The organism is Comamonas sp. MYb69 (assembly GCF_037479315.1).
Classification (GTDB): Bacteria; Pseudomonadota; Gammaproteobacteria; order Burkholderiales; family Burkholderiaceae_C; genus Comamonas.
The window spans coordinates 1-17,098 of record NZ_JBBGZG010000015.1 but is presented as its reverse complement, the minus strand read 5'-3'; the positions used below and the strand labels follow the sequence as shown (position 1 = coordinate 17,098).

General features: G+C 65.7%; 19 protein-coding genes. 11 read left to right on the top strand and 8 right to left on the bottom strand.

Features of this window, described 5'->3' with window-relative positions:
- Nucleotides 1-14 precede the first annotated feature (14 nt).
- Nucleotides 15-647 carry a TRAP transporter small permease subunit gene (locus WH303_RS18995; RefSeq protein WP_021026009.1) on the bottom strand — a complete coding sequence of 211 codons (633 nt, stop codon included), beginning with the start codon at nucleotides 645-647 and terminating at the stop codon, nucleotides 15-17.
- A gap of 442 nt (nucleotides 648-1,089) precedes the next feature.
- Between WH303_RS18995 and WH303_RS18990 the strand changes: the two genes are divergently transcribed.
- Nucleotides 1,090-1,722: an OmpA family protein gene (locus WH303_RS18990; protein WP_021026010.1), complete on the top strand. Its 633-nt coding sequence runs from the start codon at nucleotides 1,090-1,092 to the stop codon at nucleotides 1,720-1,722.
- A gap of 91 nt (nucleotides 1,723-1,813) precedes the next feature.
- On the opposite strand, the gene modC is transcribed toward WH303_RS18990, so the two are convergent.
- From modC to modA, 3 genes are all read right to left on the bottom strand, one after another.
- Nucleotides 1,814-2,950, bottom strand: a complete 1,137-nt coding sequence (gene modC / locus WH303_RS18985) for a molybdenum ABC transporter ATP-binding protein (RefSeq protein WP_339520399.1) — start codon at nucleotides 2,948-2,950, stop codon at nucleotides 1,814-1,816.
- Nucleotides 2,947-3,645, bottom strand: coding sequence for a molybdate ABC transporter permease subunit (modB, locus tag WH303_RS18980; RefSeq protein WP_339520398.1), 699 nt, complete (start codon nucleotides 3,643-3,645; stop codon nucleotides 2,947-2,949). Before modB ends, modC begins: the two co-directional genes overlap by 4 nt.
- Before the next feature lie 170 nt (nucleotides 3,646-3,815).
- Nucleotides 3,816-4,571 (bottom strand): molybdate ABC transporter substrate-binding protein, encoded by a 756-nt coding sequence (gene modA / locus WH303_RS18975; RefSeq protein ID WP_339520396.1) that lies wholly within the window; start codon nucleotides 4,569-4,571, stop codon nucleotides 3,816-3,818.
- A 173-nt stretch (nucleotides 4,572-4,744) separates the two neighbouring features.
- On the opposite strand from modA, the gene WH303_RS18970 reads away from it, so the two are divergent.
- Entirely contained in the window at nucleotides 4,745-5,575 is an 831-nt protein-coding gene (locus WH303_RS18970) for a TOBE domain-containing protein (protein WP_339520394.1), read from the top strand.
- A 29-nt stretch (nucleotides 5,576-5,604) separates the two neighbouring features.
- On the opposite strand, the gene WH303_RS18965 is transcribed toward WH303_RS18970, so the two are convergent.
- Nucleotides 5,605-6,486: a LysR family transcriptional regulator gene (locus WH303_RS18965; protein ID WP_339520392.1), complete on the bottom strand. Its 882-nt coding sequence runs from the start codon at nucleotides 6,484-6,486 to the stop codon at nucleotides 5,605-5,607.
- Nucleotides 6,487-6,562: 76 nt separating this feature from the next.
- On the opposite strand from WH303_RS18965, the gene WH303_RS18960 reads away from it, so the two are divergent.
- The gene (locus WH303_RS18960; RefSeq protein ID WP_339520391.1) at nucleotides 6,563-7,498 is read left to right on the top strand and encodes a DMT family transporter; all 936 of its coding nucleotides are present in this window, start codon (nucleotides 6,563-6,565) and stop codon (nucleotides 7,496-7,498) included.
- Between the two features lie 71 nt (nucleotides 7,499-7,569).
- Nucleotides 7,570-8,805 carry a chromate efflux transporter gene (chrA, locus tag WH303_RS18955; protein WP_339520390.1) on the top strand — a complete coding sequence of 412 codons (1,236 nt, stop codon included), beginning with the start codon at nucleotides 7,570-7,572 and terminating at the stop codon, nucleotides 8,803-8,805.
- A gap of 38 nt (nucleotides 8,806-8,843) precedes the next feature.
- On the opposite strand, the gene WH303_RS18950 is transcribed toward chrA, so the two are convergent.
- Nucleotides 8,844-9,728, bottom strand: a complete 885-nt coding sequence (locus WH303_RS18950; RefSeq protein WP_339520389.1) for a LysR family transcriptional regulator — start codon at nucleotides 9,726-9,728, stop codon at nucleotides 8,844-8,846.
- 128 nt (nucleotides 9,729-9,856) lie between these two features.
- Between WH303_RS18950 and argC the strand changes: the two genes are divergently transcribed.
- Nucleotides 9,857-10,783: an N-acetyl-gamma-glutamyl-phosphate reductase gene (gene argC / locus WH303_RS18945; RefSeq protein ID WP_339520387.1), complete on the top strand. Its 927-nt coding sequence runs from the start codon at nucleotides 9,857-9,859 to the stop codon at nucleotides 10,781-10,783.
- A gap of 11 nt (nucleotides 10,784-10,794) precedes the next feature.
- Here argC and WH303_RS18940 read toward each other — a convergent pair whose 3' ends face one another.
- Entirely contained in the window at nucleotides 10,795-11,175 is a 381-nt protein-coding gene (locus WH303_RS18940; protein ID WP_021026017.1) for a hypothetical protein, read from the bottom strand.
- Nucleotides 11,176-11,235: 60 nt separating this feature from the next.
- On the opposite strand from WH303_RS18940, the gene WH303_RS18935 reads away from it, so the two are divergent.
- From WH303_RS18935 to WH303_RS18910, 6 genes are all read left to right on the top strand, one after another.
- Nucleotides 11,236-11,871: an ABC transporter ATP-binding protein gene (locus WH303_RS18935; protein WP_339520384.1), complete on the top strand. Its 636-nt coding sequence runs from the start codon at nucleotides 11,236-11,238 to the stop codon at nucleotides 11,869-11,871.
- A 118-nt stretch (nucleotides 11,872-11,989) separates the two neighbouring features.
- On the top strand, nucleotides 11,990-12,817 hold the full coding sequence (locus tag WH303_RS18930; RefSeq protein WP_339520382.1) for an undecaprenyl-diphosphate phosphatase: 828 nt from the start codon (nucleotides 11,990-11,992) through the stop codon (nucleotides 12,815-12,817).
- Between the two features lie 201 nt (nucleotides 12,818-13,018).
- Entirely contained in the window at nucleotides 13,019-13,546 is a 528-nt protein-coding gene (locus WH303_RS18925) for a 2,4'-dihydroxyacetophenone dioxygenase family protein (RefSeq protein ID WP_021026020.1), read from the top strand.
- A 1-nt stretch (nucleotide 13,547) separates the two neighbouring features.
- Entirely contained in the window at nucleotides 13,548-14,285 is a 738-nt protein-coding gene (locus WH303_RS18920) for an SDR family NAD(P)-dependent oxidoreductase (RefSeq protein WP_339520380.1), read from the top strand.
- Nucleotides 14,286-14,318: 33 nt separating this feature from the next.
- Complete coding sequence (locus WH303_RS18915) at nucleotides 14,319-15,299, top strand: Bug family tripartite tricarboxylate transporter substrate binding protein (protein WP_312986765.1); 981 nt, start codon at nucleotides 14,319-14,321, stop codon at nucleotides 15,297-15,299.
- Nucleotides 15,300-15,342: 43 nt separating this feature from the next.
- Nucleotides 15,343-16,068 (top strand): SDR family NAD(P)-dependent oxidoreductase, encoded by a 726-nt coding sequence (locus WH303_RS18910; protein WP_339520377.1) that lies wholly within the window; start codon nucleotides 15,343-15,345, stop codon nucleotides 16,066-16,068.
- Between the two features lie 102 nt (nucleotides 16,069-16,170).
- On the opposite strand, the gene tolA is transcribed toward WH303_RS18910, so the two are convergent.
- On the bottom strand, nucleotides 16,171-17,098 hold a 928-nt coding region (gene tolA, locus WH303_RS18905), incomplete at its 5' end, for a cell envelope integrity protein TolA (protein ID WP_339520375.1).

Sequence of the window (17,098 nt, the reverse complement as noted above, 5' to 3'; positions counted from 1 at the left end):
TCCTCGTGCTACCTTCAAGGCTGGCGCGCAGCAGCCTGGACTGCTGCAGCCGCCTGGGCCTGCTTGATTTCAGCTTCGGCACGCAGTGCTTCGGCCAGCTCTTCCTCAGCGCTCTTGTCGCTGAGCTTGCCCATCGGGTCAGGGCCGTCGCCCGTCAAGAACGCGATGCGCTTGACCAGCTCGGACAGGCCCTGGAGCATCAGCAAGGTGATGCCCACGGGGATGGCGGCCCATACCGGCCAGCGGATCAGGCCGCCCGGATTGCCCGACATTTCGCCAGACTGGTACATCTGGATCACCACCGGCATGCTCAGCCACAGAATCGTGACGCACAGCGGAGTGAGGAACAGCGCAAAGCCGATGATGTCGATCCAGACCTGCTTGGTCTTGGACAGGCGCGAGTTGATGACGTCGATGCGCACATGCTCACGGTGCAGCAAGGTGTAGCCGGCGGCCAGCAAGAAGGACCAGGCGAACAGGTACCACTGCACTTCCAGGAAGGCGTTGGAGCTGGCGTCGAAGGCCTTGCGGACGATGGCGTTGGCGGCGCTGATGAAGGTGGCGGCAAAGATGAGCCAGATTGAGTATTTGCCGACGAAGGCATTGAGCCTGTCGATAGCCCTGGATAGGGCGAGTAAAGCCTGCATGGTGTCTCCAATGGTTGGCTAGTCCTGTCACACGTGCTCATTGCTGGTAAGCAAATGCACATTTTCGAAAAGCACTGATTTTACGAATAACTACGCGCTTCCCCATACAAATTAGCTTGCCGATGTTGCGAACAGGCGCAAGGATGAAAAAATATTTCAGAGAAAGCCGCCAACTCAAGGGTAATCACTAGTTAAAGGGCATGGTGGCGCGATTACCTGCTATCTATTTTCGAGCGCCGGATACCGGGTTACTACCTGGTTGGTGGCCGCTTTGCGGGCCGGTTTGGCTGCACGAATGGGGGGCGGTTCGCTGCGCGGCGCCAGTGCTGCAAGGTACAATCTCGCGCGTATCTGCCATGGGGGTGTGCAGGGCCTGCGCGGCCACGGCATGCAGCCACAACAATTTCTTTTTTAATGCACCACGGGTGCCTGGAGTCTGACTGTGAGTTCTTCGCAAAATAATGACGGTGATGAGCGCTTTGCCTTGGGCCTGGTATTTGCCCTGATCACCCTGGTGGTGTTGGGCGTGATCTGGTTTGGCGCCTACAAGGGCCTGCATGGCGCTAAGTCTGGCCAAGCGGGCGTGTTGACCGCGCAGACCGGCACCAAGGGTGGCGCCGTGCTGGGTGGTACGGACCCGGCCGTGGCCGCCGCCCGTGCAGCCGCTGCGGCTGAGGCTGGCAATGCTGCTGGCGCTTCCGCCACTGGCGCTGCTGCTGGCGGCGCTGCCGTGGTGGCAGACGACGCCGCTGCCGTGGTGATCGAAAACGGCGTGGTCAAGTTCTACTTTGCCACCGCCAAGGCCGAGCTGGCCCAGGGTGCCAACGAAGCGCTGGTCGACGTGATCGCTGGCGTCAAGGCCGGCCAACGTGCCGTGATCTCGGGTTACACCGATGCCACCGGCGACGCCGACAAGAACGCCGAGCTGGCCAAGCAACGCGCCTTTGCCGTGCGCGATGCGCTGCTGGCCCTGGGCGTGACCGAAGACAAGCTGGAGCTGAAGAAGCCTGAAGCGGTGGAGAACGCTGGCAACAATGCCCAAGCCCGCCGCGTGGAAGTGGTGCTGGCCCCTTAATCGGCCCCACCAGACACGACAAAGCCCGGATGCGTCCGGGCTTTTTTGTTGCTGGGGCCAGGCCCCAGGCACCCCAAGTGGGCCAGGGCCGTCAGCGCAGCACGGCGACGCCCTTGAGCTGCGCATGCACCCGCAGGCCGGGCGCCAGCTGCAAAAGGCGCGCCGAGCGGGCAGACACCAGGGCCAGCAGATGGGGCATGTCATCTCCAGTGCCTGGCGCCAGGCGCAGCTGCACCAGCACCTGGCCCGGGCTGCTGGCCTGCAGGGCAGTCACCACCGCTGGCAGGCTGTTGAGGATGGAGCTGCCCGTCTGGGGCATCAGCGAGAGGCTGACATCGCGCGCCAGCACCCGCAGGCGCACCCGCTCGCCTTGCCGGTAATGCGCATCGGCCTGGGTCCAATGCAGCTGCAGCTGTGGGTGGGTGCCGATTTGCAGTGACCACAGGTGGTCTTGCAGGTCGTGGCCGCAGACCTGGCCTTCGAGCAGGCTGGCTTGCTGGGCATCGGGCAGGGCCTGGGCCAGCGGGGCATTCAGCGCGGTCAGCATGTCGGCCACCGGCCCCTGGGCCACGACACGGCCGGTTTGCAGCAGCACCACCTGGTCGGCCAGACGGCCCACTTCGTCGATCGAGTGGCCGACGTACAGGATCGGCAGCTTGAGCTGATCGCTGAGCTGGTCCAGGTAGGGCAGCACCTCGGCCTTGCGCTCGGCATCCAGCGCGGCCAGCGGCTCATCCATCAGCAGCACGCGTGGGCTGGTGGCCAGTGCACGGGCAATGGCCACGCGCTGGCGTTCGCCGCCCGACAAGGTCGCGGGCTTGCGCGGCAGCAGCGGGCCAATGCCCAGCAGTTCGACCAGGCGCTCGATCTGCACGCGCTGGCGCGCCGCCGGGGTGCGGCGCAGGCCGTAGCGGATGTTGTCATGGGCGCTCAGGTGCGGGAACAGGCTCGCTTCCTGAAACACATAACCCAGCGCCCTTTGGTGCGTGGGCAGCCAGTGGCCGCTGTCATCGTCCTGCCAGCGCTCGCCATTGACCGTAACCTGGCCCAGGGCGCGCTCCAGCCCGGCAATGGAGCGCAGGCAGCTGGTCTTGCCGCAGCCCGAGGGGCCAAACAGCGCGGTGACGCCCTGGCCGGGCATCTGCAGATCGACTTGCAGCTGGAACGACGCGCGCTCAAGCTGCAGGCGCGCGTGAATGCCGTCGTGGGCGTTCTGGGCTTGCGTCATAGGGGACTCGCATTGTTCTTGTCGCGGGGCTGCAGCCACTGCAAGGCCACCAGCACCACAAAGGCAAACACCACCATGCCGCCGGCCAGCCAGTGCGCCTGGGCATACTCCATGGCTTCGACATGGTCGTAGATCTGCACCGAGACCACGCGGGTCTTGCTGGGGATATTGCCGCCCAGCATCAGCACGATGCCGAACTCGCCCACCGTGTGGGCGAAGGTCAGCACCGCAGCGGTGATAAAGCCCGGGCGCGCCAGCGGCAGCGCCACGCTGAAGAAGCTGTCGATACGGCTGGCGCCCAGGGTGGCCGCTACTTCCAGCGGGCGGCGGCCCAGGCCTTCAAAGGCCCGCTGCAGCGGCTGCACCGCAAAGGGCAGCGAATAGACCAGCGAGCCCACCACCAGCCCGGCAAAGGTAAAGGGCAGATAGCCCAGGCCCAGTGCGTTGGTGAGGTGGCCCATCGGGCCATTGGGCCCCATCGTGACCAGCAGGTAAAAGCCGATCACGGTGGGCGGCAGCACCAGCGGCAGGGTCACCACCGCGCCGATGGGGCCGCGCCAGCGTGATGGCGTATGCGCCAGCCACCAGGCCAGCGGCGTGGCCAGCACCAGCAGCAGGGCAGTCGTGACGCTGGCGAGCTCAAGCGTCAGCCAGATGGCGGCCCAATCGTCGGGGCTGAGAATGGAGGTACTCACGGCAGGCGGGGTCGTGGCAAGGTGGGAAAAAGGAAGCGGCGGCTGCGCACATGGTGCACGCGCAGCGCCTGCCCGGCAAGGGCAGTGTTTGGCCGGACCAACGCGCTGATGTCAATGGCCGAGCAGAGACCGGCGGGATCAGACCCGCCAGATCGGTGGCCCGCCGCGCCTTAGAACGCGTAGCCGTAGGACCTGATGATGGCACGCGCCTTGTCTCCCTTGAGGTAGTCCATCAAGGCGGTGGCGGCGGCATTGTCCTTGGCGCTGTCGAGCACAATGGCGTCCTGGCGGATGGGCTCATGCATGGCCGATGGAACAATCCAGGCAGAGCCTTCGCGCAGCTTGCCGTCTTCCATCACCTGCGACAGCGCCACAAAGCCCAGCTGGGCATTGCCGCTGGCTGCAAACTGGTAGGTCTGGCCGATGTTCTCGCCTTGCACGATCTTCGGGGTCACCTGGTCGGTCAGGCCCAGGTTCTTCAGCGTTTCCATCGCGGCCAGGCCGTAGGGGGCCAGCTTGGGGTTGGCGATGGCGATGTGGCGGTAATCACCGGTCTTGAGCACGGCGCCCTTGTCGTCCACATAGCCCGCTTGCTTGCTCCACAGCACCAGCTGGCCGATGGCGTAGGTGAAGCGGCTGGCGGCCACGCCCTTGCCTTCCTGGGCCAGCTTGGCCGGCGTCGTGTCATCGGCGGCCAGCAAAATGCCAAAGGGCGCGCCGTTGTTGATCTGGGCATAGAACTTGCCGGTGGCACCAAAGGACAGCACGGCCTTGTGGCCGCTGTCCTTTTCGAACTCGGCGGCAATCTTTTGCATCGGCGCGGTGAAGTTGGCGGCCACGGCCACCGAGACTTCGCCCGCATGGGCACTGGCAGCGAAGGCTGCAAACAGGGTCAGGGCGAGGGGGGCGAAGCGGCGTTGGGTCATGGCAGTTATCAAATCGCTATTCTGTTAATGAATAGCGCGAGTGTAACGAGATTGTCGAGAGGCAACAAATGATGGGGGTCAAAGGCCACCATGTTGGCGCGATATTCTGGGCAGTGCTTTTCTGAAGGCACGCTATGGGTACCGAGGCGCTAAACCATGCGAAGATTCGCGCCATGATCCCCCAAGCATCGCTCGCTGCCGCGCTCGCCGAGAAGCGCTCTGACCGCCGCATGGATGTGCTGCGCCATATCCAGGATTGCGGCTCCATCTCCGAGGCCGCGCGCCGTGTGGGCATCAGCTACAAGGCGGCCTGGCAGGCCCTGGATACCTTGTCCAACCTGGCAGGGGTGGAGCTGGTGCAGCGCAGCGTGGGCGGCAAGGGCGGCGGGGGCGCGCAGCTCACGGCCGATGCACTGCTGCTATTGGAGGCGGCCGACGCCATGGGCCATGCGCGCGAGCAATTGCATGTGCAGCTCGAGCATGCGCGCCAGCTGCCAACGGCTGCAGACCCCCAGGCACGCAGTGCCGGGCAAGCAGGCATCTCAGTGGCCACCACCCTGGCGCGATTGCAGGTGATGACCAGCATGCGCAACCAATGGCCCTGTGTCGTGGCCCAACTCAGCCGCAGCGGCCCCTTGGTGCAGGTGCAATTGCAGGGGGCCGATGCTGGCGCGCAGTTTGTATTGCATTCCCATATCACCGATGAGAGCGCGCAGCTCTTGGGCCTGCGCCAGGGCCTGCCGGTGCTCGCCATGTGCAAGGCCACCGCTGTCACGGTGCAAGCGGCATCGGCCGCTGCCGCGCTGGCGCCGGGCAGCAACGGCTGGCAGGGTGCGGTCACACGGGCCACGCGCGGCGGCACGGTGCAGGAGCTGGCCGTGCGCCTGCAGTCCGGCGTGCAGCTGGTGGGCTTTAGCCGCGAGGCATCCTCGCTGCGTGCCCGCTCTGCGGTGCAGGTAACGGTGGAGCCCTCGGCCGTGGTGATTGCGCTGAGCGGAGAATAAATCCGGCCAGCTTCTGGCATCCAGGCGATTTATTCCAGCACCAGGCGCCTGCGGGCTTTTCGCGCGGTCTCGACGAAGGCTGCCGCTGCGGGCGATAAGCGGTCAAAGCGCAGTCCCGCCAGCGCGATGTGCCGGTGGTTGCGCGGCATGAGCGGGCGGTAGGTGACGCCGGCTGGGGGCGCGGGCAGTGCCAGGCGCGCGGCAATCGTCAGTGCATCGCCTTGGGCGACAAAGCCCATCATCGAGCTGAGCTGCTCAAACCGGTACAAGGTGTTGGGCACGGCGCCTTTCTCCGCCAAAAACGCGTCCACCCGGGGGCCGGAGCCCGCCGAGGTGCGAATAAATGGCTGGCCATGAAAATCCAGCGCGCTGATGCTGGTCTTCTGGGCCAGTGGATGGGCTGCGGGCAGCACGGCCACCAGCTCGTCCTCGATCAGCGGCACGGTGTCAAAGCGCTCGTCGGGCAAGACGACAAAGCCCAGCTCCACGCGGCGCTCCAGCAGCCACTGCAGCACCACGCTGTCCACCGCTTCTTCGATATGCACCTCGACCAGTGGATGGGCCTGGCGAAATGCGGCCAGCAGCTGGGGCAGCAGGCGCAGCGAGGAGGTTGTGCCAAACGAGGCGATCTGCAGGCGCCCGCTTGCAATGCCGCGCGCGGCTTGGGCTTCCTGCCGCAGCGCTTCTTGCTGCTGCAGCATGTCCTGGGCGCGCACCAGCAGGCGGCTGCCCACCTCGGTCAAGCTGACCGCTGCCCCGTTGCGGCTGAACAGGCCCACGCCCAGGGCAGTTTCCAGCTGCTTGATCGCATGGCTGACGCCGCTTTGCGAGATGCCAAGCACCGCCGCCGCACGGGAAAAACTGCCCACCTTGGCCAGGGTGGCAAAAACTTCGAGCTGGGTGAAGGTCATGGCGCGGATAAGCTGGGATGGCTATGAGCATTTGCTCATTCGACCATTGATAGTGATTAGCGGATAGTAGCAGCGCATGAACTCCGCAAAATACTCCACCCATCTGGGTCTTATTGGCATGGCAGCGCTCTGGGGCGCGTCCTGGCCCTGGGGCCGCGTTGTGGCGCAAGCCATGCCACCGCTGGCAGCGGCCAGCCTGCGCTTTTTGCTGGCCAGTGCCGTGCTGCTGCTGTGGCTTGCGCGCACCGGGCGCATGGGGCGTTTGCGCAGCCTGGCGGGGCGCCAGTGGCTGGGCCTGGCGGCCGCATCGGCCCTGGGCGTGCTGGGCTACTCGCTGTTCTTTTTGCTGGCGCTCCAAACCGTGCCCGCAGGCCAGGCGGCGATGGTGGTGGCGCTCAACCCGGTGCTGACCATGCTGTTTGCGGTGCTGCTGTTTCGCGAGCGCATGAACCTGCCCATCTGCCTGGGCCTTGCGCTGGCCGTGGGCGGATCGCTGTATGCGCTGAGCGGCGGTCACTGGGCCTGGGGCCTGGGCGGCGCTGCGGGGGGCGGAGTGTGGTTGCTGCTGGGCTGCGCGGCCTGTTGGGTGGGCTACACCTTGCTGGGACGGCTGGTGCTGGCCCGCATCGATCCCCTTACCACGACGGCCGCGACCGCCAGCCTTGGTGCACTGTTGCTGCTGGCAGCCAGCCTGCTGGTCGAGGGTCCGGCCGCCTGGGCCGGCCTGGTGCATGCGCCGGCCCATGCCTGGTACAGCCTGATGGCGCTCGCGCTGGGTGCTACTGCACTGGCCTATGCCTGGTACTTGCGGGGCGTGCAGGAGCTGGGCGCCGGTGCTGCGGCTGCCTATATGTCGCTCGTGCCCTTGTTTGGCATGCTGCTGTCCAGCCTGTGGCTGGCCGAGCCGCTGACGGCTTCCTTGCTGGTGGGTGGTGCTGCGGCGATTGCCGGCATGGGGCTGATGAATGCGGGCCGCATGCGCTTGCTGCCAAGGCCTGCGCAAGCAGGTTGATCCATGGCGGTCTTGGCAATGCCAGCGAGCCCGCTTATGCTGCTGGCCAACCACCGCGACTGTGCCTCCCTATGAACGCCCACCCCCGCCCAGAGCCTTGCCCTTCACCGCAAGCAGATGCCGCCCCCGCCAAGGGCTCTGCGCTGGAAGTGCTGGCCGCTTTTTTAAAGCTGGGCCTGACCTCGTTTGGCGGGCCAGTCGCGCATCTGGGCTATTTTCATACCGAGTTTGTGCTGCGCCGGCGCTGGATCGATGAGCGCGCCTACGCGGATCTGGTGGCACTGTGCCAGTTTCTGCCCGGCCCGGCCAGCAGCCAGGTGGGCATGGCCTTGGGCCTGGGCCGGGCGGGCTGGTGGGGGGCCTTGGCAGCCTGGCTGGGTTTTACCTTGCCATCGGCCCTGGCGCTGATGCTGTTGGCGCTGGGCCTGTCGCAATGGGCAGGGCTGGCCGCATCGGGCGCCGTGCATGGCCTCAAGGTCGTGGCCGTCGCGGTGGTGGCGCAGGCCGTATGGGGCATGGCGCGGGCGTTGTGCCCGGACCGGTTGCGTGGGGCATGGGCCATCGCCGCCGCCTTGCTGGTGCTGGCCGTGCCTTCCACCTATGGGCAGCTGGCAGCCATCGTGCTGGGTGCGGTACTGGGCCGCTGGGCGCTGAAGCTGGGTCCGCTGCCTGCGGCACAGCACCAGCACTATGGCGTCAGCAAGCGCATGGGAAGCTGCTTGCTGCTGGTCTACGCCGTGTTGCTGGGGCTGAGCCCCTGGCTGATAGCCGCGTATGGGGGCAGCTTGCTGGCGATGGCCAGCCAGGTCTACCAGGCCGGTGCGCTGGTGTTTGGCGGCGGCCATGTGGTGCTGCCGTTGTTGCAGGCCAGCTTGGTGCCGGGCGGGCTGGTGTCCAACGACATGCTGCTGGCAGGCTACGGCGCCGCCCAAGCCGTGCCGGGCCCGCTGTTCACGTTTGCCGCCTACCTGGGCGCGGCCATGCCCGCGCCATGGGGCGGCTGGTGGGCCGGCCTGGCCTTGTTGCTGGCGGTGTTTCTGCCCGGCCTGTTGCTGGTGGCCGCTGCGCTGCCGCACTGGGAATCGCTGCGCCAGGGGGCCGGCGTGCAGCGGGTGATGGCGGGCATCAATGCCTCGCTGGTCGGCGTGCTGCTGGCTGCGCTGTATGACCCGGTGTGGACCAGCGCCATCCATTCACGGCTGGATTTTGGCCTGGCGCTGGCCGCATTCGGCCTCTTGGTGTTTGCCCGGCTCTCCGCGCTATGGGTGGTGGTGGGCGCAGCCTTGTGCGGCTGGTGGCTGTTTTAGAGGCCAGCAGCAGGGCGATGGGCCTGCGGTAGCGGCACTCACACCAGGCGCAGGCCCCACAGCACATCCAGCACATGCTGGGTAGACGGCTCCACATAGCCGGCGCGGTGGGCAATGCCTAGCCGGCGCCACAGCGCAGGGCGCAGCGGGCGCATGGCGATGCGGGCATCTGGCGGTGGTGCGGTGGCTTCGTGCGGCAGCAAGGTGGCGCCATAGCCTGCGGCCACCAGGCTCTTGATGGCATCGTTGTAGTTCAGCGCAATGCGCGGCACCGGGTGGTGACCGCCCGCGGCAAACCACTCGCTGGTCTGGCGTGACAGGCGTGTGCTGGCATCGTTGAGGATGAGCGGCTGCCCGGCGAGCCACTGCGGTGTGAGGCGGGCCGGGCAGGTCCAGTCGGCAGGCACAAAGGCCATCACGGGATCGCGGCGCCAGGGCTTGATCACCAGGCCTGCGACGGCGGGCTGGGGCAGGGCGGTGACACCGATGTCCAAGCGGCTATCCACCAGGCGCGCCAGCGTCTCCTCCGAGGTCTGGACGCTGATCTGAACGTCGATGCCCGGATGCTGATCGCGCAGCACCGCCAATGCCTGGGGCAACAGATGCGCGATCACCCCGGTCGATGCGCCCAGCCGCACACGCCCTTCCAGCCCTTGCACCTGGCGCTGGATGTCGCTCAAGGCCAGCTCGGCCTCGTCCAGCAGGCGGCGGGCGCGTGCGACCAGCACCTCCCCAATCGCAGAGGGCCGGACATGGCCGCGCTTGCGCGACAGCAGCGGCGCGCCAATGCGCTCCTCCAGCTCGGAAATATGCAGGCTGACCGTGGGCGCTGCCAGGTGCAGGCTGTGCGCCGCGCGGATGAACGAGCCCTGGTCGGCAATCGCCACCAGGGTGCGTAAACGGTCCAGGCTGATTTCTCGCATCGCGGCTCCAAATTCAGAAAAGCTGAATGTCTGGTTTGTGAAATTCAACTTTCATTATTTTAGGGCCCGGAGGAACATAGCGGCTTCATCCATGGGCCAGCGCCCGCATTCTCGGAAGTCATCTGCATATGCGCACTCCTCTTGTTTTTATCGACGGCGACCAGGGCACCACCGGTTTGCAAATCCATGAGCGGCTGCGCGGGCGCAGCGATATCCGCGTCGTGACCCTGCCAGCTGCTGAGCGCAAGGACGCCCAGCGCCGGGCCGAAGCCATCAATGCCTGCGATATCGCCATCCTCTGCCTGCCCGACGCCGCAGCGCGCGAGGCGGTGCAGGCCATCGTCAATCCTGCGGTGCGGGTGATCGATGCCAGTTCTGCGCACCGCACGCAGGCCGATTGGGTCTATGGCTTTGCGGAGATGTCGGCAGCGCAGGCCGAGCGCATTGCCAAGGCCCGCCGGGTCAGCAACCCCGGCTGCTACCCGACGGGGGCCATCGGCTTGCTGCTGCCCCTGGTGCAGGCCGGGCTGCTGCCTGCCAGCTACCCGCTCAGCGTGCATGCGGTATCGGGCTACTCCGGGCGCGGACGCGCAGGGGTCGAGGCGCATGAGGGCGTGGGGGGTGCCAAGCCGCCAGCCTTCCAGATCTACGGCCTGGAGCTGGCGCACAAGCATGCGCCGGAGATGCAGTTGCACGCAGGTCTGGACGCGCGCCCGCTGTTTGTGCCGGCCTATGGTGCCTATCGCCAGGGCATTGTGCTGACGGTGCCGCTGGCATTGCGCATGCTGCCGCCCGGTGTGGATGCCGCTGCGTTGCAGGCCTGCCTGGCACGCCACTATGCGCAGGCGCCCGATGTGCAGGTTTTGTCGCTGGACGAGGCCAGAGCGCTTACACACCTGGATCCGCAGCTGCTCAACGGCACGAATGCCATGCAGCTGAGCGTCTTCCACAACGAGGCGCAGGGCCAGGTGCTGCTGGCGGCTATTTTTGACAACCTGGGCAAAGGCGCATCGGGCGCGGCGGTGCAGAACCTGGACCTGATGCTGGCTGCTTAGAGGGCGAAAGCTCAGTCGCTATCGCCCAGAAACTGCTCGGTCAGCTGCTGGGCCAAGGGGTCGGGGCCGCTGAGGGTCAGGCTCAGCTGCAGCGCGGTCTGCTGCGCTGCCTGGGGCGCCAATAGCTGGCGCTGCCGTGCGTCCCAGTGCAAGGCCAGCGCGTCACCGGCGTCGCTTTGCAGCTGCAAATCCAGATCCCAGCGGTGGCCATCTTCCAGCGGGCCGGGGGCGCCAAAGGTATCGCTGCACCAGGCCAGCAGCTGCGTGACTTCGGCTGCCAGCGCTGGCCACTGGGCGGCCTTGGCATAGGCCATCGCATCGAGGCTGGTAAGGCCTTCGCCGTCATCGCTGGTGTCAAAGTCCAAATAGTCGAGCATGTGCGGGGTTTTCATCGATATTGCGCGATTTTATGCTATGTTTTTAGGAGTTAAGCAAGCAAGCCGGATACCCCTATGAGCCTGGAATGGAATGCGCTGGATTTCTCCTACCCGCAAGCGGCCCCGCTGCTGGCCGGCTGGCAATGGCAGGCCGCGCCTGGCCTGGTGCAACTGGTCGATGGCCTGAGCGCAGGCAAGACCACGGCCCTGCAATTGCTGGCCGGGCAGCTGCAGGCCTGCGGGGGCAGCCTGCTTATCGATGGCCAGACGCCGCAGGCGCTCAAGAGCGCAGGGAGCGTGTTCTGGCACGAGCCACGCCTGCCCGCCACGATGCCGCCAGGCACCACGGTGGTCGCAGACTGGATCGCCCAGATGCGCCGCGACTGCCCGGGCTGGGACGAGGCCCTGTTTGTGCAGTGGCAGGCGGGCTTGGATCTGACCGCGCACAGCGCCAAACCTTTGCTGGCGCTGTCGACCGGCAGCCTGCGCAAGCTGGTCATTGCGCTGGGCCTGGCCAGTGGCGCCCGGCTGGTGCTGCTCGATGAGCCCACCTCGGGGCTGGACAAGCCGGCGCTGGCTTTTTTGCGCGAGGGCTTGCAAACCCTGGCGCCGCACCTGGCCGCGCAGGGGCGCTACGCCGTGCTGGCGCATTACGAGCCTTTGGTGGATGCCGGGGGCGCCGTGCAGGTGGTGGCGCTGCCGGCGCCATAGCGGCTGCGCAGGCGAGGGCGCTGCATTGTGTAAATTTTCGTGCGCGCTGGCGGGCCAGACCCGTGGCGCGTGTTGGGCCGCTGGATAATCGGGCAGACCGATTTTTTGAAAGACTGTTGTGGACACCTTGCTGTTGATCAAAGCCGCCATCATGGGCGTGGTGGAGGGGCTGACGGAGTTCTTGCCGATCTCCTCGACAGGGCATTTGATTTTGGCCGGCAGCCTGCTGGGCTTTGACGATGCCAAGGCCAAGGTGTTCGACATCGCGATCCAGACTGGCGCCATCTTTGCGGTGATCCTGGTGTACTGGCAAAAGATCCGTACCACCGTCGTGGCCCTGCCATCGAGCCGCCAGGCACAGCGCTTTGCGCTCAATGTCTTTATCGGCTTTTTGCCCGCCGTGGTGCTGGGCCTGTTGTTTGGCAAGTACATCAAGGCGCATTTGTTCACGCCCATCGTCGTGGCCACCACCTTTATCCTGGGCGGCTTTGTCATCCTCTGGGCGGAAAAGCGCCAGTCCGCCCATGTGCGGGTGCAGACGGTCGATGAGATGACGCCGCTCGATGCACTCAAGGTCGGCCTGGTGCAGTGCCTGGCGATGATTCCGGGCACCAGCCGCAGCGGCTCGACCATCATCGGCGGCATGCTGATGGGCCTGTCGCGCCAGGCGGCCACCGATTTTTCGTTCTTCCTCGCGATCCCCACCTTGATCGGCGCTGGCGTCTACAGCCTCTACAAGGAGCGGGCACTGCTGTCGATGGCGGACCTGCCCATGTTTGCGACGGGGCTCATCTTCTCGTTCATCAGCGCCTGGCTCTGCGTGCGCTGGCTGCTGCGCTACATCGCCTCCAACAGCTTTGTGCCCTTTGCCTGGTACCGCATTGTGTTCGGCATCATCGTGCTGGTGACGGCCTTTAGCGGCATGGTCAATTGGGTGGATTCCTGATCGCGGACATCCACGCGCATCCGCACACTGAAACCCGGCCAGCAGCCGGGTTTTTTTGTGCCCGTTGGGCCGCTGCCGCAGCCCGGTCCCTGTCGCCAATATGTCTGTGCCGCCCAAGGCTTGGGGTTTGTCTGGGCTGCGGGTCTTTCGGCGTTCTCTACAATTATCCATATTGTGAACTTTAGTCCATATGGTGGATAAATGCCTGTAGATAGCCCTGACCAGACTCCGTTGATGCCTTACCAGTATCCGAACCCGCCCGATGCGCTGCCCGAGATCGTGGTGGAAAGCGCCATCCCCACCGATGAGCGGCTGTGGGTGCCGCAGGCCGAGAACGTCTGGTTTCGCCCCCTTTGCCTCAATGCCAGCCAGGGTTACTGGATGAACCTGCTCAAGGTGCGCAAGTCCGGCGTGCTCAGCCGCCACCGCCACCCGCAGGCGGTGCATGGCTTTGTGCTCAAGGGGCGCTGGAAATACCTGGAGCACGACTGGTGGGCCAAGGAAGGCAGCTATGTGTTTGAGCCCCCAGGCGAGACCCACACCTTGTATGTGCCCGAAGACTGCGAGGAAATGATCACCTACTTCCAGGTCAACGGTGTCATGTACTACACCGACCCCTGGGGCAAGGGCATGGGCTTTGAGGACGTGTTCACCAAGATCGACATGTGCCGCAAGCACTTCGAGGCCGTGGGCCTGGGTGCCGATTACACCAACCAGTTCATCCGCTGATATGGCCGATTGCAGCTACCAATTGGGCGGCCGGGTGGCCGTGGTGACGGGCGGCGCAAGCGGCATTGGTGCCAGCCTGGTGCAGGCCTTGCAGCAAGCCGGTGCCCAGGTGGCGGTCTGGGATCTGCAGCCGCCTTCTGCCGCAGATGCAGGTGATGCGCTGTTCTGCCCGGTCGATGTGACCGAGCCGGCCAGCATCCAGGCGGCGCTGGCGCATACCTTGGCCCGCCTGGGCCGGGTTGACATGCTGATCAACAGCGCCGGTATCACCGGGCCCACGATGGCGCTCGATGCCTTTGACGATGCCGTCTGGAAACGGGTGATCGATATCAACCTGGTCGGTGTCTACCACGTCTGCAAGGCGGTGGTGCCGGTGCTGCGTGCCCAGGGCTATGGCCGGGTGGTGAACATCGCCTCGCTCGCAGGCAAGGAGGGAACGCCCAATGCGTCGGCCTACAGCGCGGCCAAGGCCGGGGTGCTGGCGCTGACCAAGTCGCTGGGCAAGGAGCTGGCCGGCAGCGGCGTGCTGGTCAATGCGGTGGCGCCGGCGGCGGTGCGCACACCGATTCTGGAGCAGATGGCCCCCGCGCATGTGGCCACGATGATTGCCAAGAGCCCGATGGGGCGCCTGGGCGAGCCCGAGGAGATTGCGGCCCAGGTGCTGTGGCTGGCGTCTGATGCCTGCTCGTTCAGCACTGGGGCGGTGTTTGATGTATCCGGTGGACGTGCGACCTATTGAAACTGCACGACAAAGTAAAAAGCAGGAGACGGTATGAACATGAATAAAACGCGCCGCGGCGCCATGGGCTTTGTCGCCGCCGGTGCCAGCGCTGTGCTGATGGGCATGAGCGGCTGGGCGGTGGCGGCGGACTTTCCGGCACGCCAGATCGAGCTGATCGTGCCCTTCCAGCCCGGTGGCGGCACCGACGGCGTGGCCCGTGCCTTTGGTGAGGCGGCGCGCAAGCACATTCCGCAAAGCGTGGTGGTGATCAACAAGCCCGGTGCCAGCGGCGCCATTGGCTGGACGGACATGATCAATGCCAAGCCTGACGGCTACAAGCTGGCCGTGGTGACGGTGGAACTGGTGACCCTCAAGCCCATGGGCCTGGCCAAGTTCTCGTACGACGATGTGCAGCCCATCATCCAGTTCAACGCCGACCCGGCCGCGATCACGGTGCGCGCTGATGCGCCCTGGAACACGATCGAAGAGTTCCTCGCTGCCTCCAAGAAGGACCCCGGCAAGATGGGCGTGGGCAATGCCGGCAATGGCTCGATCTGGCACTTTGCCGCCACGGCGCTGGGCGACAAGACGGGCATCCAGTTCAACCATATTCCGTTCCAGGGTGCGGGCCCAGCCGTGCTGGCGCTGATGGGCGGCCACGTCGATGCGGTGGCGGTGAGCCCGGCCGAAGTGGCCCAGCAGCTGCAGGCGGGCAAGCTCAAGATGCTGACCGTGATGGCGGACCAGCGCGTGAAGAACTTCGACAAGGTGCCCACCCTGAAGGAAAAGGGCATCGACCTGAGCATTGGCACCTGGCGCGGCATTGCCGGCCCCAAGAAGCTGCCCACCGATGTGCTGAACTACCTCAAGGCCGCCGCCAAGAAGACCGTCGATGAGCCGGCCTTCCAGGAAGTGCTGGCCAAACAGAACCTGGGCTTTGTCTATGCCGACGACCAGGGTTTCCGCAACCAGATGATGAAGGATGCGACCTATTTCGCCGACCTGATCAAACTGCTGGACATGAAGAACTGAGCCCCAAGCGGGTGATAAGCAAGCAATGCGAGAGATGCGAGTGATGACTACGACCTACCAGAAAGACCTGTTGACAGGCAAGACCGCCCTGGTCGCCGGTGCCACCCAAGGCATTGGCGCCGTGATTGCCAACCATTTGGCGGCGCTGGGCGCGCGCGTGATTGCGCTGGGCCTGGGCGAGGGCGATGGCACGCTGGACGCCGGGGTGGAGGTGCGCCAGGCCGATGTGACGCGCCAGGCGGATCTGGATGGGGCGCTTGCCGATCTGGACGAGCTCGACATCGTCTTCAACTGCGCGGGCATCATCAAGCGCGGGCTGGAGCACGATGTGGAGGTCTTCCAGCGCGTGCTGGAGGTGAACCTGACGGGCACCATGCGGGTCTGCACGGCCACGCGCGACAAGCTGCGCGCCCGGCGCGGCTGCATTGTCAACACCGCATCGATGCTGACCTTCTTTGGTGGTGGCCTGGTGCCCGGCTATGCGGCCAGCAAGGGTGGCATTGGCCAGCTGACCAAGTCGCTTGCCATTGCCTATGCGGCCGATGACATCCGGGTGAACGCGATTGCCCCGGGCTGGATTGCGACGCCGCTGACCCAGGCGCTGCAGGATGACCCGGCCCGCTCGGGCCCTATCCTGGCACGCACGCCGCTGGGGCGCTGGGGCACACCGCAGGATGTGGCGCAGGCGGCCGTGTTCCTCTGCACGCCGGCTGCCAGCTTTATGACGGGCGTGGTGCTGCCGGTTGATGGCGGCTATATGGTGAGCTGAGGCCGGCGTCCGCAACAGCAGTAACAGTACACTGCCCTTGGAAAGACAAATGCCCTCGGCCAGGTGGCCGAGGGCATTTTTTTGGGGAAGACGAACAGGTCGTCAGTCCTTGGGGCGGAAGCCAATCGCCAGGCTCGACGGCACCCGGCCATCGGTATCGCGCGGCAAGGTTTCGGTCTTGTGCATTGCACGGACGACGGCATCGTCCCAGGCCTTGTTGCCGCTGGACTTGGTGACGCGCACGCCCACGATGGTGCCATCGGGGGCAGCGCGCACTTCCAGCTCGGCACGCGGGTTGCCCTGGATGTCATCAGGGAAGGTGATGTTGGGGCGCACCTTGGCAGCGACCTTGCCGCCATAGCCGGCCGATGGGCCACCTTGGCCAGAGGCGCTGCCCGATGGCGTGCCACCCTGGCTGCTGCCGGCCGCACCTGCTGCGCCTGCCATACCTGCCATGCGGGCGATATTGGCCTGGCGCTGGGCTTCGGCGGCCTTGGCATCTGCTGCTGCCTTGGCTTTCGCATCTGCGGCGGCCTTGGCCTTGGCGTCCGCTGCTGCTTTGGCTTTCGCATCTGCAGCGGCCTTGGCCTTGGCGTCGGCTTCTGCCTTGGCTTTCTCGGCCTTCTCGCGCTCGGCCTTGTCCTTCTCGGCTTTTTCCCGGGCGTCCTTTTCCTTTTGCAGGCGGTCCTTCTTGTCCTGCTCGGCCTGCTTCTTGCGGTCGGCTTCCTTGCGGTCCTTCTCCGCCTTCTCGGCCTTTTCGCGGGCGTCCTTTTCCTTTTGCAGGCGTTCCTGGCGCTCCTCTTCCAGGCGGTCCTTCTTGTCCTGCTCGGCTTGCTTCTTGCGCTCGGCTTCCTTGCGCTGGGCCAGCTCACGCTCCTTTTGCTCGCGCTGCTTGGCTTCCTGCTCCTTTTTCTTGCGCAGGGCAATCTCGGACTCGCGGTCGTCGTCATCCTGCACGGCCGCCACGGGCTTGGGCGTGGTCACGGCCGGGGCGGGCGCGGGGGGCGGAGGCGGCGGAACCGGGGCGGGC